The organism is Chryseobacterium sp. GTID13 (assembly GCF_056172655.1).
The window spans coordinates 1,872,990-1,888,118 of record NZ_JAOCMB010000005.1; the positions used below are offsets into that span (position 1 = coordinate 1,872,990).

At 36.4% G+C, this 15,129-nt stretch carries 14 protein-coding genes and 2 pseudogenes; 3 read left to right on the plus strand and 13 right to left on the minus strand.

What is annotated here, in order from left to right; all coding sequences use genetic code 11:
* The first annotated feature begins 260 nt into the window (after positions 1–260).
* The gene (locus tag N4G44_RS15355; RefSeq protein ID WP_474928154.1) at positions 261–620 is read left to right on the plus strand and encodes a prevent-host-death protein; all 360 of its coding nucleotides are present in this window, start codon (positions 261–263) and stop codon (positions 618–620) included.
* A gap of 53 nt (positions 621–673) precedes the next feature.
* Here the strand turns inward: N4G44_RS15355 and N4G44_RS15360 are convergent, their stop codons facing one another.
* The 13 genes and pseudogenes from N4G44_RS15360 to dnaK all read right to left on the minus strand — a co-directional run bounded on the left by N4G44_RS15360 (position 674) and on the right by dnaK (position 11,915).
* The gene (locus N4G44_RS15360; protein WP_474928156.1) at positions 674–1,033 is read right to left on the minus strand and encodes a helix-turn-helix domain-containing protein; all 360 of its coding nucleotides are present in this window, start codon (positions 1,031–1,033) and stop codon (positions 674–676) included.
* A gap of 49 nt (positions 1,034–1,082) precedes the next feature.
* A complete protein-coding gene (locus tag N4G44_RS15365) occupies positions 1,083–1,424 on the minus strand; it encodes a hypothetical protein (protein WP_474928157.1) in 342 nt (113 codons plus the stop codon).
* Between the two features lie 247 nt (positions 1,425–1,671).
* On the minus strand, positions 1,672–2,643 hold the full coding sequence (locus tag N4G44_RS15370; protein ID WP_474928159.1) for a hypothetical protein: 972 nt from the start codon (positions 2,641–2,643) through the stop codon (positions 1,672–1,674).
* A 53-nt stretch (positions 2,644–2,696) separates the two neighbouring features.
* Positions 2,697–3,896: a hypothetical protein gene (locus N4G44_RS15375; RefSeq protein ID WP_474928161.1), complete on the minus strand. Its 1,200-nt coding sequence runs from the start codon at positions 3,894–3,896 to the stop codon at positions 2,697–2,699.
* A 310-nt stretch (positions 3,897–4,206) separates the two neighbouring features.
* Entirely contained in the window at positions 4,207–4,707 is a 501-nt protein-coding gene (locus tag N4G44_RS15380; protein ID WP_474928163.1) for a hypothetical protein, read from the minus strand.
* A gap of 5 nt (positions 4,708–4,712) precedes the next feature.
* The gene (locus N4G44_RS15385; protein ID WP_474928165.1) at positions 4,713–5,018 is read right to left on the minus strand and encodes a hypothetical protein; all 306 of its coding nucleotides are present in this window, start codon (positions 5,016–5,018) and stop codon (positions 4,713–4,715) included.
* Between the two features lie 5 nt (positions 5,019–5,023).
* A complete protein-coding gene (locus N4G44_RS15390) occupies positions 5,024–5,794 on the minus strand; it encodes a hypothetical protein (protein ID WP_474928166.1) in 771 nt (256 codons plus the stop codon).
* A 15-nt stretch (positions 5,795–5,809) separates the two neighbouring features.
* Complete coding sequence (locus N4G44_RS15395; protein ID WP_474928168.1) at positions 5,810–6,475, minus strand: hypothetical protein; 666 nt, start codon at positions 6,473–6,475, stop codon at positions 5,810–5,812.
* Positions 6,476–6,799: 324 nt separating this feature from the next.
* Positions 6,800–7,174 carry a helix-turn-helix transcriptional regulator gene (locus tag N4G44_RS15400; RefSeq protein ID WP_474928169.1) on the minus strand — a complete coding sequence of 125 codons (375 nt, stop codon included), beginning with the start codon at positions 7,172–7,174 and terminating at the stop codon, positions 6,800–6,802.
* 460 nt (positions 7,175–7,634) lie between these two features.
* On the minus strand, positions 7,635–8,003 hold the full coding sequence (locus tag N4G44_RS15405; RefSeq protein WP_474928170.1) for a helix-turn-helix transcriptional regulator: 369 nt from the start codon (positions 8,001–8,003) through the stop codon (positions 7,635–7,637).
* Entirely contained in the window at positions 7,997–9,100 is a 1,104-nt protein-coding gene (locus tag N4G44_RS15410; protein ID WP_474928172.1) for a tetratricopeptide repeat protein, read from the minus strand. The genes N4G44_RS15405 and N4G44_RS15410 overlap by 7 nt, the downstream gene beginning before the upstream one ends.
* Before the next feature lie 630 nt (positions 9,101–9,730).
* Positions 9,731–9,838 (minus strand): annotated as a pseudogene (locus N4G44_RS15415) (tail fiber domain-containing protein); the annotation flags it as partial.
* Between the two features lie 178 nt (positions 9,839–10,016).
* Entirely contained in the window at positions 10,017–11,915 is a 1,899-nt protein-coding gene (gene dnaK, locus N4G44_RS15420) for a molecular chaperone DnaK (RefSeq protein ID WP_474928174.1), read from the minus strand.
* Positions 11,916–12,170: 255 nt separating this feature from the next.
* On the opposite strand from dnaK, the gene ppk1 reads away from it, so the two are divergent.
* On the plus strand, positions 12,171–14,243 hold the full coding sequence (gene ppk1 / locus N4G44_RS15425; RefSeq protein WP_474928176.1) for a polyphosphate kinase 1: 2,073 nt from the start codon (positions 12,171–12,173) through the stop codon (positions 14,241–14,243).
* Positions 14,240–15,117 (plus strand): annotated as a pseudogene (locus N4G44_RS15430) (Ppx/GppA phosphatase family protein); the annotation flags it as partial. The gene ppk1 and the pseudogene N4G44_RS15430, both read left to right, overlap by 4 nt.
* Between the last annotated feature and the right edge of the window lie 12 nt (positions 15,118–15,129).

Here is a 15,129-nt window from a genome sequence, read left to right on the forward strand (position 1 = left end):
GATCCGGGGAGTTTCATTTTATAGGAATGATTAATGTTCTGCCACCCATTTATTCAAATCGATGTCTTTATAAAGTTCCAGTTTCTTCCGCAATCTGTATTTTTTGGATTCAACAGTTCTTACGGATAGAGAGTCACTTAAGTCAATATTTCATCCAGGCACGCCAGCCGATCTGTAATTTTATGATAATTTATCATTTTAATTCTTCAATTCACTTTGATCGCTTTCAGCTTCTTTATAAATTTGTAAAAATATCCTTTATGAAATATACGCTGGAACTCAACACACAGGAGCCCGGCTCGAAAATCGTTTTTAATACTATTTTATTTGATACATTCAAGATTAATATCATTGAAAAATATGTAGGGAAAATGAATTTCAATCCAAAATTATGTGAAGTAATCTTTAAAGTAAGGACTCTGGACAATTCTATTATTGCAGCAAGAAAAGGCAATACCAGGATCAAAGTTAAAGGCGACCAGTTTGAGGCGTACCATACACTGATCAGAGTACTGAATTCTTATCATTACAAAAACAAACTGCTGAACAGGAATGAAGCTGAGCAGGATTATGTCCATTTTATTTTAAAGATGGTTATTGATAATTATGAACTTAATTAATCTTTAATTAAATGTATCTGTAAAATCAATATCTGCTGTTTTTTGTAAGCTTATTATTTTTTCATTTCTTTGATATTATAATCTGAAACAGCCAGAAATAGTTTTCTCCATCTGGCAACAGTATTCCTGCTTAACTTAAAATGCCGCGCAAGCTGCATATTATTTAACTTGTTTTTCTCCTGATAGTCCAGAATCTTGAGAATGGAAGATCTATTGTAAGACCGGTGGCTTTGATTAAATGCTTCTGTCAGCTGATCTGACAGACCAAAGATTCTACGGTTAAGCTCAATGATGTCTAGTACAGATAGTGTTTGTTTATCAAGTAAAAATTTACACTCTTCTTTTCTGGCAGGATACTTTTTGTTGATGATATCGTTATAGATACGGTGATAATCAGGAGTTGAATTTTCCATAGTGCTTGGGTAATGATTGTTTTTAGAATGAAGTTTTCGCAATATAGTTTCACTTATTTTCCAGAGCTTCTATATTATTTCCTGCAGCATATTTCTTTATCCAGTTGTATAAAGTTGTTTTAGGAATTTTATATTCATCTATAATCTGCTGTTTTGTTTTTTCTCTGCATTCTAATGATTCCAGAATGAAATCTATTACCTCTTTCGTGTATATATTTTTCCTGAACTGCGGAAGCTGGGATCCTTTTTCTTTTAATGAACTATTGTAATTGATGCTGCCGGGTGGAGCATATAATATTAAATGCTGAGAATAGACCCTGAAAAAATCATATTCAAGTAATTTGCTCCATTTCAGTAAAATGCCGGTAGGCAGTTGCTCCTGTAAAAACATTTGCTCTATTTCTTCACTGTTGCATTTGAAAAAATTACAAATACGTGATGTTTCAATTCCAGTTTCTAAGACCCTCTGTTTGATCAATGAGCCTATATAAATATTTTTAAAATCTCTATTCATGTTAATATTGAATTAATTCACCTGTCTATGCTCAGCTTTTAAAATTTGTGAATGTTTTATTCGTCTGATATCAGGTAATTTCCAAAATGAAGTGTTATTTTCATATCTATAGGTTTCATGAAAGTTAAGGAGTAGAAAGTTGCTGTAGAGAGAAGTTCCTGCTTTCAATCAAAGAATTAGGTGTTGAAATATGTGCATCTGTGGTAGGCTTATTGAGTGCACCCCAGTTCATTGTAAGATATACTTTGTCCCCTGCATTGAGATGTACAATACAATTCACATTAATTGGCGTGTTTCCTGCTGCTGCAGTTCCATTATCAATATTCCCCCTGTTTCCGCCAATAATATTGGAAAGAGCAGTCCCATTCTTCGTAATATTCAGGTTGATCCCTGTAAAGGCTCCGGTTCCTGAAACAGCTCCTCCACTTCCAAAATAAGCATAGCCCTCTATTTTATAAATTCCTGACTCCATGATCTGCCAGTAATCTCCTGCATCATTCCAAACTGCAGAGCCTCCCTGATTCACAATAACATCGCCAACAGAAAATGGAATAATCTGAGGAATACTGTTATTGAAATTCGTTAAGGCAGTTCCGGAATAAGTAACCGTATCAGAAGCTCCCAATGCAGCAATGGTAGGAATTGTTTTATTGATTAAAATCCCTACTTCCCAGGTAGTTCCGGTAATTGTTCCTTTACTGATGAACATCGTATATCCTCCGGGTGTTAAAATGACACTTGAAACTCCTGCACCGGATTGATTATCTATGAGTTCGGATCCGCTGGCTACGATTGTAAGAGGCGCAGTTCCTACATTTTTAATGTAATACACCCTGCCCAATATATTTCCTGCTGCAGGAGTCGCAGCCGTTGCAGCTGGTAAGGTGAATGTTCCTGCCGAAGCACCACTATAGGCCATATAAAAATCATTCACCCCAAGTATGGCAGAGGTTGATACCCTTTTATATTGTCCTGCTATAGAACCATTAACGGTAAAAGTACTACCCGGTAATATTGTATTAACTCCAACATTTCCGGCTTGTGAATACATCGCAGCTGGCAAAATCAATAAGACAGCAAATAAAAAATTTTTCATGATAATTTTTTTAAATTCAACATATTTTAAATTTTCACTAAGGTTGTTAGTCATTAGTTTTTATTAATAGATTTTTCCAGTTCTACATTTTTTTCTCTTAAAGTTTTTATTTCTTTCTTTAATTCGAAAACATAGAGATAGAGTTCTTCAATTTTTTCCATATTGGTAATGGAGTTTTTGGTAACATCCAAAGTCATGTTTGTTTGTTTTATTTCTTCTAAAGATTTATAGCCTGGAAGATGCCCTTCTTTTTTAATGAATTCCTCTACTTCTTCCAATTTTCTGAATTGATAGTCGCTATTGATCTTCGAAGTGCCTTTATAATAATTTTCAAAAACATAATCAGGATAAGTGGCCGTTCCTGACATCAGAGAACCGGTAGCTTTTATATTGCCTACCACATCCAGTTTTTGGGAAGGGGTAATCGTTCCGATACCGAAATTTCCGTTGGTTGCCAATACAGCTCTGTTTGTTCCTACACCAAAAATTAAAGGTCCTGAAGAAGTATTGGTTCCCACAAACAATTCTGTGCTTCCTGTGGATAGTAATCTGGATGTTCCATTGCTTAATAACTCCATATCCAACATACGGTTCGAATTAATCAAAGCTCTGACTAATGAACCGGAGCTTCCTCTGGTGATAAGCCTCGTACTCCCCGGAACAGCTACGTTAATATCAAATGCTACATGGTTATTTGAATTACTGATGCCGTTTTGAAACCACAGCATTTTATTGTTGGTAGAAACCATCCTGTCGCTGTTGAGTGTCCCGTCTGAATTATAAATATTCACTCCCTGCGGAAGGGTAACAGAGCCTGAAGAAATTCCATTGACCGTAGTGGTCAGTGTATTTCCTGAAACCGTATTGCTTATGCTGTTGATGATCGGTGCAGTTTGGGCTATCCCATTCACTGCAGAGGTCATGGTATTCCCGGAGCTGCTTAATACATTGGTCGTTGCAGTTGCTGCAACAGCACTCGATTTTATCCATTTTGAACCATCATTGTAATATAAACCGGGGGTTACATCAGAAACAGTAGCCGTATTATATACCATCATCCCTGCCACATGAGCACTAAGCGGTAAGGGACTTGAAGTGGAAGTTAGTGCAATACGTGTATTAAGAATACCCTTGTTGGTAGATACTACATCCAATGCTGCATCTCGATTAGGAGTAGCTGTATTAATTCCGATTTGTCCAAAAGAGAGCGTGGAAACCAAAATAGCTCCCAAAATAATTACATTTTTTTTCATTGTGTATTTTTTTATCGTTGTGTTTTATTAAATGGCAGAAAACAGGTCCTGTAAACAGGCGAGGTACTAATGCCAACCTATTATTGATAGGAAATTAATATGGAGTGCAAGTCAATTTCATCTTAATTTGTGTTGTTTCTTATGGGATATGAAATAGTTAGGGGTAATTCTTTCTCACATTATATCTTACCCTACAAATCACTTAAAATATTTAAGTTTAAACAAAAAATACAGGTACCAACAAAGTACTTATGCAAAATAAAAGATCATTATATTTTTCGCATTTACCTCTTCTATTTACTCATTCCTTTTAAAAACTGCCCATATACCGTAAAGTAAGGTTAGAAAGGGTACTATTTGGGGTAATTGTGACAGGGTCAGTAAAGCTGGCATCCCTGTAATATCTGTTGATCGAGAACCGGATCCTGTCATTTACATTTAACGTTACGAATCCTGAGATAGAGGTATTACTGTCAAAAACAGTTCCTCCGCTGGGAAACCCGTATGCGGTACGAAGATTTGGAACAGGTTCTGCCCCATTGACCAAGACCATCCCTTCATAAGCATCACGGGCTGCATTATTACCGTTCGTGACATTGTGAAGAGAAATAACAGCCTGCACGTGATAAGTGCCTGCTTTGTTTACAACCAGTTCTCCGGCCCCATTCACCGAAAAATTACCGGTGTCATTCGCAATAAGCGTATTGACATCAAAGCCTAGGGTTCTTACATTGGTCGAAACCGAAGTCAGAGGGCCCTCATCAAAGGTACTCTTACAGCTTACGTAAGTAATGGTTCTATCCTTAGTCATTTTGTTCATCGAAAAAAGGGAATCCAGGTACTGCTGGTATTATTCCACCAATAAAAGCCCCTTTCAATAATAGTAGTCAGAGGATCTTCAGAATCAAGAAAAACCAGTAATCCATGATCTTTGGTACTCGTTACATTCAAAGAGGTGACCCGGGGAACAATGACCCCTTCATTGCTTAGAGGATTATCTTTATCTCTTGTCTTGACTTCCAAAGTGGTTTTGGGTGTACTTGTATTGATCCCGACCTGAGAACTCAGTAAGCCAAAACAAAAGAAGTTCCCCAGTATAAGTAAGGTTGATATATTTTTCATAATCGTTAATCTAAATAAGATAAGGTTAGTGTATAAACTGACTCCGGACCAACTGCAGTATTACAGGAGTTGGTTCTTCTCGTCTGTACGGATATTCTCTGTCCCTTGGTCAATGTTATAATATCCGAAATGGTATGATTGGTACTCCTTTTAGCATTATCAGCCGCTGGCAAAGGGGATTTGGCGATAAGTACGGGGTTTGCTCCATTATCTATAAAGATTCCCACTTCTGTAGTTGTAGCGCCAAGATCACCCATATTTTTATAGACACCTCCGGTGAAGAATAAAGAATAATTCCCGGTTCTTCCGATGATAACATCTCCATTCTGTAAAGTATAGTTAGCATCCGGTGCTTCCAAGGCTGTGAATGGAGCTTTAAACCAGATATTGATGTTGGCATCCCCGCTGGCAATGACCGGAAAGCCACTTCCTGAAGCAATGGTTTTAAAGAGATTTTTTCCTAAAATCTTGGTCTGGAATATATATTGCCACAATTTTTTGTTATCATCCCAAAAATAGTAGCCATCAAAACCAGCAGTGCCGGTTCCGGCATTATCCAAGAATACCAACATCCCATTCTGGTTCTGAGCAGGATCTGTTGACGAGAAACGGCTGACAGTAGGAAATAACATTCCTGCAGAGTTTTCCGGAGCATTAGGATTTTTTGCACGAATATCCAATAAAGACTTGGGGGTACTTGTATTGATACCCACCCCATTTTGAGCAAACAAAACGCCTATAGAAAATATTAAAAAAAATACAGTTATCTTTTTCATAGTATTGTGCATTAATTAATCATTAAGATAAGTCATTGTAATACAATTAGTTCCATATCCCGTATAAACAGTACTGCCTGTTTCTGTGGTCTTTTGTATGGTTACACTTATAACATCATTCTGAACCAAATCCAAAATCCCGCTAAGTGCAACGCTGGTAGCCGTTGTCCCTTCATTAGTCAGGGAGTTGGAAGTTGTCAAAACTGTTGTTCCGTTCTTTTTAATCCGGTAAGTGTAGATAGCTCTGTTCTCATTGACCGTACCGACTGTTTTTTTTAGTGCTGAATTAAAGCTGACCAGATAAGTCCCGCTCTTTCCTACAGTAATCTGATTCCCGGAAACAGAAAAACCTGTGGGATCATAAGCTTTTAATGTATTGAATAACACCATATTTTCCGTATTTCCCGATGCTGAATATCCGCTTCCGGTTGCCACATAAATGGCATCATCGTAAAGGCGGTTATAATTGCTAAGAAAAGTGACCCAGCTGGTGCCGTCCCAATAATAAAAACCATCGGGAAGCGTAACATGCTGAGATAAGAAAACAGTGTGACCTTTTGCCTGAGGAACAGGAAACAGTTTTACTTTGGGAATTAAGATTCCATCCATCCCGGTAGGAGAAGAAATACTCGTGGGTTCTACATGAAGACTGGCTGAGGGAGCAACAGTCTTAATACCCACTTGGGCAAATGAGAACATAGGGGTCAATATGAGCCCAAAAAAGATTACATTTTTTTCATTGTATGTTTCTAGAATTGTATTTTACCTTAGTAAGAAGAATACGCATCCGTTGAGCTATTGTATTGCAGTTGGCTTATGAATGCCTCAAAAAATATATTAGCACAAGCTGGATATGATCACATTTTCATCTTAATTTGTATTAGCAATAAGCCTGAACTTATCATTGTGTTTCTGCTGACAAATCACTTGAAATTTTTCACTCTGAGCAAAAAACACAGGTACCAAGAAGGTACTTCAAACCACAATTAGTTATAAATCAACAAATTACAATTCATCAATCTTTTGACGTAGCCATAATACAGTATCATCTTTTGGAGGGATATTGAGTCTCTTTCTTAAATTGTGTTTATTGTTTTTAATAGTCTGAACTGCTTTAAAAGTATACTTAGCTATATCTTTTGTATTAAAGCCTAAATAAATGTAAGCACAGAAGATAAGTTCAGAAACTTTAAGATGGGTATTCATCTCCATTAGTTTTTTGCGAAAGTCAGGATATTTTTCCTGGAAATGTGCCCAAAATTCAGGACTGTTATTCTTTGCCAGCTGAATGATTTCTTCAAAGGCCTCATCTGTTTTCTGTTCGGATAAAGAAGTTTTTTCTCTTCCTTTTCTTCGGAGACAGAAAAGAATAAATAACACATCAATGAAACAACGGTTGCCACACCTCCAATGATTATATAATAGGTATTGAATTTTTTTTATTTCCTTTTTTGCTTTGTTTTGATAGCATGCCCAATAAGTACTCTGATTAATAATTCTTAAGACAATAAATGATCGTGATATTTAGATAAATATCAGTTATTATGGCCTGCATCTGAAAGTTTAAGGTTGATATCTAGTTGTGCATGTATATGAAATCTTGCTAAGATCAAAGTATTCTTCATTTCCATTAGTGTTTAATTTTTAGGGTTTACTTTTTTAGAGTTTTGAAATTTTAAAAGCACAAAGCAAACGAAGTCAGGGGTGAAATCAAAAAAAACAAGGTACCAACAAAGTACCTTTACCCCCTAATAAACATGGAAAATAGCATTTAACCATCATATATTTCTTCACCAAAGGAGAATATGATCTTGTACTTGGGTATGTCAATGTTTTACCATTATCCTGCCTGAGTTCTTATCCATATGGTAAGATCCTCCTGTGCAGGAATATTGAGTCTTTTCCTTAAATTATATTTATTGTTCTTTACCGTCTGAACGGCTTTAAAAGTATACTCTGCTATATCCTTTGTATTGAATCCCAAATAAATATAAGCTGATAATATAAGTTCGGATGTTTTCAGAGTAGGATTGATCGCCAGAATTTTGTCCCGAAAATCGGGATACACTTCCTGGAAACGTCCCCAGAACTCAGAATGATTCTCTTTAGCTAATTGTACAACCTCATCAAAAGTTTCGTTTACTTTTTGCTCAAGTTCTTTTACCTGCAGGTCTTTTTGCAAAAAAGCGGTCTTATTTTCTTTCAGCAAAAGATCTTTTTCTTCGCCTGCCTGTAATATGAAAAACTCACTAAGCTCACTATCGCCGTAATCCCCAAAAATAATACTCCTAAAGTATAATACAATTTCTTGTTTGAATTCTGGTTTTGTCTTTTTTCATCTTCAATAATTTTTTTGCCAGAGGTCTGTAAAGCTATTAAATTAGTATTCGTAATGCTGTCTCTAAGCTTTGCATATTTTTCCAGATATTCATTGGCTTTATAAACATTATTCTGAAGACGGAATATTTCAGCAATTTCCTTATAATTCTTCATTATATTTTTTGGCCTGTTCATTTTAATAGACAGGTTGAGAGATTTTTCATAGAATCCCAAAGCTTTATCATAATCCTTTACGCTTTCATAATACTGCCCGGACATATAGTTAAATACCAGATGATCAAATGTTTCCGTAGAATTCCTCAATAGTCCTTCAGCTTTATCCAGGTAAAATTTTGCAGAATCCTGATTTTTCTTTTTATCAAGAAAATAGCTTGTCAAGTTGGTTGCCTCCACTACTCTGGGTAAAATTTTAAAGGCCTTATGAATATAATAGTACATAGAATCATTGTACTGAATCAATCCAAAATTCACAGCCTTACTTCCATAAATATAGTGCAGACGTTTTCTCTTTTTCTGTTGGTCACTTATTTTTAAAGCTTCTTTTATCGCTTTGTCATAACTTTCGTTGGATTTTTCAATGAATCCCAGTTCATGATAATTTTTTCCATAAGCTGCAAAAAGTGCTGACAATAATGCCGGATCATTGTCATATTCAGAAGATAAAGCTTCTGCCTTTTGCAGGTATAGCTGCTCTTCATTGTATTTTCCCAGAGAATGAAGAAAACCGACCATCTGAATATAACCCCTCGCCTGGCCCTTTTTATAATTTATCGCTTCAGATAGCTGTATTGATTTTTTGGACTCTTCAATTCCATCATAAATTTCACCTTTCTGAATATATTGATTTCCTATTTTTTCTTGCAAACGGTCTATTTCCTCAGGGGACCATTTCTGAGTATAGAATACACAGGATAACAATAAAAAGAAAAGCAGGGCCATTCTATCTTTCACATTTATTAATTTCATTCCTTAGCTTATTCATTTTAAAAATTACCTGCATACTGTAAAGTAAGTCGATAAAAATTACTATTAAAAACAGTGACATATTGAAGTAAAAAGCTGTAATAATCTTCTGATACAGCATTTTTACTTTGGAAACTAAAATTTGTTCTGTCCATCTGGGAAAAGAAATATTTATTGGCTCTACATGAAAAACCGCTGAAGAAGCCATAGTCTTTATGCCCACTTAGGCATTCATACCGAAGATCCCTGCAAGAAAAGTAATTGGGATTATTGGTTTTTTCATAATTATTAGTTTCTATTAATTAATTTAAGTAAAATGATATACATCAAATTAATAATATTTAATTCAATCGAATTCACAAAACAAATCAATTAACCAAATATATCAAATAATACAATACAAATGATAAATAAAAATAAAGAATGACATAATATTAAACAAATCACAAATATTAAAATACATAAACATTAATTACAAAAAAAATAATAAATAATAAAAAATATTGAATAATTAAATTTAATGCCATTTTTTAAATAATTCACAATCATAAGAACTATAATTCCTTCAAAAATTACTTTAAACAGTATTTGTTCCAAATCGCCAATATTATCTTTTAGTCCGCTTTTCCAGTGTCATCTATAATCTTTAATATAAGGAGCAGCTTTCTTTACGTCTTGTGCGATGAAACCTACATATTCCGTGTCCAGATCTTTATATCCTGATTTCTCGTTATATTTATAGGTTACGGATTCAGTTGAGTGATCATATTCAGTCTGTCCTTAAATTCCGCATATGTTACGATCATCCTTTAATCAATGTCTCATCAATAAATTTTGAAAACTTTTGTGAATAAAAAAACCGCTTTAAACTTTCGTTTAAAGCGGTTTTTAATTATTTTTTATTATTGATTAACAATAATTATTTTACTTCTTCAAAGTCTGCATCCTGTACATCATCTGCACCTCCTGCGTTACCTCCAGGATTCTGAGCTCCTGCATCTGCACCCTGAGCCTGCTGTCCTGCTGCATACAGTTCTTCTGAAGCTGCCATCCATGCTGCATCTAAAGCTTCTGTTTTAGCTTTTACATCGTCAGCATTTTTAGCTTCGAAAGCGGTTTTCAATTCTGCATGAGCTGCTTCAATAGCTGCTTTCTTATCAGCAGAAAGTTTTTCACCGAATTCTTTTAACTGCTTTTCAGTCTGGAAGATCAATCCGTCAGCTTTATTGAAGATTTCAACTTCTTCTTTTTTCTTAGCATCGGCTGCAGAGTTTTCCTGAGCTTCTTTCTTCATTCTTTCGATTTCTTCATCAGAAAGACCTGAAGAAGCCTGGATCTTGATTGTTTGCTCTTTACCGGTTCCTTTATCTTTAGCAGATACGCTTAGGATACCGTTAGCATCAATATCGAAAGTTACTTCGATCTGAGGAACTCCTCTTGGTGCCGGTGGAATATCTGTAAGGTCGAATCTACCGATTTCTTTGTTATCGTTGAACATTGGTCTTTCACCCTGTCCTACTCTGATACTTACAGCCGGCTGGTTGTCAGAAGCTGTAGAGAATACTTCAGATTTTTTAGTTGGGATGGTTGTATTCGCTTCAATTAATTTAGTGAATACAGAACCCATCGTTTCGATCCCTAAAGAAAGTGGCGTAACGTCAAGAAGCAATACATCTTTTACATCTCCTGTTAATACACCTCCCTGGATAGCTGCACCAATTGCTACAACCTCATCCGGGTTAACTCCTTTAGATGGTTTTTTACCGAAGAATTTTTCTACTTCTTCCTGGATGATCGGGATTCTTGTAGAACCACCTACCAGGATTACCTCGTCGATATCTGAAGTTGATAAACCTGCATCTTTCAATGCTTTTGCAACCGGCTCCATAGATCTTCTTACAAGATCAGCAGATAACTGCTCGAATTTAGCTTTGGTTAAAGTCTTCACCAAGTGCTTAGGACCTGTAGCCGTAGCCGTAATATATGGAAGGTTGATTTCAGTCTGAGGAGAAGAAGACAACTCGATTTTAGCTTTTTCAGCAGCTTCTTTCAATCTTTGTAATGCAATAGCATCAGATTTTAAATCCACACCTTCTTCAGCTTTGAATTCATCAGCCATCCAGTTGATGATCACATCATCAAAGTCATCACCTCCTAAGTGTGTATCACCGTTTGTAGACAATACTTCGAATACACCGTCTCCCAAATCAAGGATAGAGATATCGAAAGTACCTCCACCAAGGTCATATACAGCGATCTTCTGATCTTTGTGGTTTTTATCCAAACCGTAAGCTAAAGCTGCAGCTGTAGGCTCGTTGATGATTCTTTCTACTTTAAGACCAGCAATTTCACCGGCTTCTTTAGTAGCCTGTCTCTGTGCATCGTTGAAGTAAGCCGGAACAGTGATTACTGCTCTTGTTACTTCCTGTCCAAGATAATCTTCAGCAGTTTTCTTCATTTTCTGAAGGGTCATCGCTGAAATTTCCTGTGGTGTATATTCTCTGTCGTCAATTTTAACTTTTACAGTATCATTTGGTCCTGCTACAACTTCATAAGGTACTCTTGAAATTTCTTTAGCATCTTCCTTAAAATGAGTACCGATAAATCTTTTGATAGAGTATACAGTTTTCTTTGGATTCGTTACAGCCTGTCTTTTTGCAGGATCCCCTACTTTTCTTTCACCATCTTCTGTGAATGCTACAATAGACGGAGTCGTTCTTTTACCTTCTGCGTTAGGGATAACAACAGGGTCTTTTCCCTCCATTACAGCAACACAAGAGTTGGTTGTTCCTAGGTCAATTCCAATTATTTTACTCATAATATTTATATTTTTTCTAATTTTTATATTTTAATTTACACTCTCAATTTCTCAATATCTGTACCATCTCTTATTTTGTGACAAAATGACAGAATCAAAAAACAACAGGCTTACAACATACGCCATATTATGTTAAATCACATTATTCAAGACAGTTTGAACACGCAAAATTTTTAAAAATTAATTAAAGTTTAACCTTGGAAATGTGAATTAAACTATACGAATTGCTATTTTTGATAAAATATATACTTTAGAATGTCAGTACACTTCAATCCGCGAGATATTACATGGCTTGCCTTCAATGAAAGGGTTTTACAGGAAGCTATGGATGAAAATGTCCCTTTACACTTAAGAATACGTTTCCTGGGAATCTTTTCCAACAATTTAGATGAATTTTTCAGGGTACGGGTAGCCGGATTAAAGCGTGCGATGGATTTTAAAGAAAAAGTAATTGCGGAATCTTTCTACCAGCCGCCTTCAAAAATCCTTCAGCGGATCAATGAAATTGTGATCAGGCAGCAGCAGAACTTTGATAAGACATGGAAGCACATCCAGGCAGAAATGGCCGATCTGAAAGTGTATATTAAGACCCCAAAAAACCTGACGGCCAAACAAAAAGAGTTTGTAAGACAATATTTCGATGAAGTGGTGGAATCCAATGTTATCCCCATCCTGCTTCATGAAAATACGCCGATGCCTTATATGAGGGATAAAAGTCTTTATCTTGGAGTGGCTATGAGGAAAAAGGACTGGCAGTATTCCAGTAATTATGCAATTATTGAAATTCCGTCACGTTTTGTGGGAAGATTTGTCCTCCTGCCTACGGAAGATCCGGAAGAGAAAAACGTCATGCTGCTTGAAGATGTCATCACTTTCAACCTTCCCCATATATTTTCTTATTTCGGCTATGATGAGTTTGCTGCGAATTCTTTTAAAGTGACAAAAGATGCAGAGCTGGAACTGGATAACGACATCCGGACCAATTTTGCAGAAAAAATAGAAAAAGGACTGAAGAACAGAAGGAAAGGAAAACCTACCCGTTTTGCTTTTGATAAAGATATGGATAAGGCTCTGCTGGAACTCCTGATCAGGAAATTAAATTTAACAAAAAAAGACAGCATCATTCCCGGTGGAAAAATTCATAATTTCAAGCACTTTATGGATTTCCCGGATGTTTTTGAAGCCTACGAGAGACCTGTGGAAAGAACCTCTTTCACCCATCAGGCCTTTGAAAACGGCGAAAGGGTAACCGATGTGATCTTGAAGGAAGACGTACTGCTTACTTTCCCTTACCACAAGTACAATCCGGTTATTGACCTCCTGCGTGAAGCAGCAATGGATCCCGATGTAAAATCCATACAGATCACCGCCTACCGTCTGGCCAGCAGCTCGAAGATCAGCAATGCTCTGATCTATGCGGCGAGAAACGGTAAAGAAGTGACGGTAATGCTTGAGCTTCAAGCCAGATTCGATGAAGAATCCAATCTGCAGTGGAAAGAAATGTTTGAGCCTGAGGGAATCACAGTCCTTATAGGCCTTCCCAATAAAAAGGTGCATGCCAAGCTATGTGTGATCAAGAAAAGATCACATAATAAAACCATACAGTACGGTTTTGTAAGTACGGGAAATTTCAATGAAAAAACAGCAAAAATCTATGGTGATCATTTGCTTATGACTGCAGACCGTGGCATTATGGCAGATATTAATAAAGTGTTTAATGTCCTTAAAAAACCGAAAGATGACTTCCTTCCGGTACTGAAAACCTGCAAAAATCTAATGATCTGTCCGCAATTTATGCGTGAAAAGATCGTGCATCATATTGACAGGGAAATTGAAGAAGCTAAAGCAGGAAGAAGAGCTGAAATTATTGTCAAAATTAATTCTATGAGCGACCGAGCTCTTATCGAAAAACTCTATGAAGCTGCCAAAGCCGGAGTGGTTACAAAAGCTATAGTAAGAGGGATCTACTGTGCCGTTAACCAAAAAGAGTTCAAGGAAAAAATAAAGGCAATAAGCATCGTTGATGAATACCTGGAACATGCAAGGGTAATGTATTTCTATAATAAAGGAGCAGAAGATCTATATATCTCCTCCGCAGACTGGATGACGCGAAACCTGGACTACAGAATTGAGGCCGCTGCAAAGATTACGGACAAGGAACTTAAGAAGGAATTGAAAGATATTCTCGACATTCAGTTGAGAGATAACGTAAAAGCTCGTATTTTAGACAAAAAATTGAGCAACGAGTATGTGAGGAATGATAAAAAGGAATGCCGCTCTCAAATAGAAACCTACAAATATTTAAAAGCTAAAACAAGCAAAAAATGAAGATCGCAGCGATAGATATAGGAAGCAACGCCGCCAGACTTCTGATCAATGAAGTAAAGATCAGCAACAGAAAGCCTGAATTTATAAAACTTAATCTTTTAAGAATTCCTTTAAGGCTGGGGATGGACGTGTTTACCATGGGGATGATCGGGGAAGAAAGAGAAAAATGGTCCTGGATTCTATGAAAATTTTCAGCGACCTTATGAAGATCTATAAGGTAGAGCATTACCGTGCGTGTGCTACCAGTGCCATGCGCGATGCATCCAATGGAAACGAGATCATCAGGCAGGTTCAGGAAACTTCGGGAATCAATATAGAAATTATTTCCGGAGATGAGGAGGCTACTCTTATTTATGAAAACCACGTTGCTGAAGGACTCGATAAAGAATTTGCCTATCTGTATATTGATGTGGGAGGAGGCTCCACAGAGCTTACTTTTTACGAAAACGGAAAAATGGTTTATGAAAAGTCTTTTAATATCGGAACGATCAGACTTCTGAATAATCTGGTATCTGCCGACAACTGGCATGAGATGAAGGAAGAAATCAAAAAAAATATTGTCAGTAAAAAACCTATTGTGGCCATCGGTTCCGGAGGAAATATCAATAAGGTTTTCTCAATGAGCAAAACCAAAGACGGAAAACCGATGACACTTTCCCATCTTAAAAAGGTATATAAAGAGTTTAATGAACTTTCTGTAGAGGAAAGAATGAGCAAACATAACCTCAGGGAAGACCGTGCTGATGTTCTGGTCCATGCTTTGAGAATCTTTAACAATGTGATGTCATGGTCTGACATCAACAGGATATTTGTTCCTAAAATTTCTGTAGCAGATGGACTGATCCATAACATTTACAGCCAACTGCACAAAAAAAATAAATTTCTG

Coding starts and splice junctions, on each gene's coding strand:
- N4G44_RS15375 (WP_474928161.1), bottom strand. CDS start 3,896: ATGAAAAAAAATGTAATTATTTTGGGAGCTATTTTGGTTTCCACGCTC.
- dnaK (WP_474928174.1), bottom strand. CDS start 11,915: ATGAGTAAAATAATTGGAATTGACCTAGGAACAACCAACTCTTGTGTT.
- N4G44_RS15365 (WP_474928157.1), bottom strand. CDS start 1,424: ATGTTTTTACAGGAGCAACTGCCTACCGGCATTTTACTGAAATGGAGC.
- N4G44_RS15390 (WP_474928166.1), bottom strand. CDS start 5,794: ATGAAAAAGATAACTGTATTTTTTTTAATATTTTCTATAGGCGTTTTG.
- ppk1 (WP_474928176.1), top strand. CDS start 12,171: ATGTCAGTACACTTCAATCCGCGAGATATTACATGGCTTGCCTTCAAT.
- N4G44_RS15410 (WP_474928172.1), bottom strand. CDS start 9,100: ATGAAATTAATAAATGTGAAAGATAGAATGGCCCTGCTTTTCTTTTTA.
- N4G44_RS15360 (WP_474928156.1), bottom strand. CDS start 1,033: ATGGAAAATTCAACTCCTGATTATCACCGTATCTATAACGATATCATC.
- N4G44_RS15385 (WP_474928165.1), bottom strand. CDS start 5,018: ATGAAAAATATATCAACCTTACTTATACTGGGGAACTTCTTTTGTTTT.
- N4G44_RS15355 (WP_474928154.1), top strand. CDS start 261: ATGAAATATACGCTGGAACTCAACACACAGGAGCCCGGCTCGAAAATC.
- N4G44_RS15370 (WP_474928159.1), bottom strand. CDS start 2,643: ATGAAAAATTTTTTATTTGCTGTCTTATTGATTTTGCCAGCTGCGATG.
- N4G44_RS15380 (WP_474928163.1), bottom strand. CDS start 4,707: ATGACTAAGGATAGAACCATTACTTACGTAAGCTGTAAGAGTACCTTT.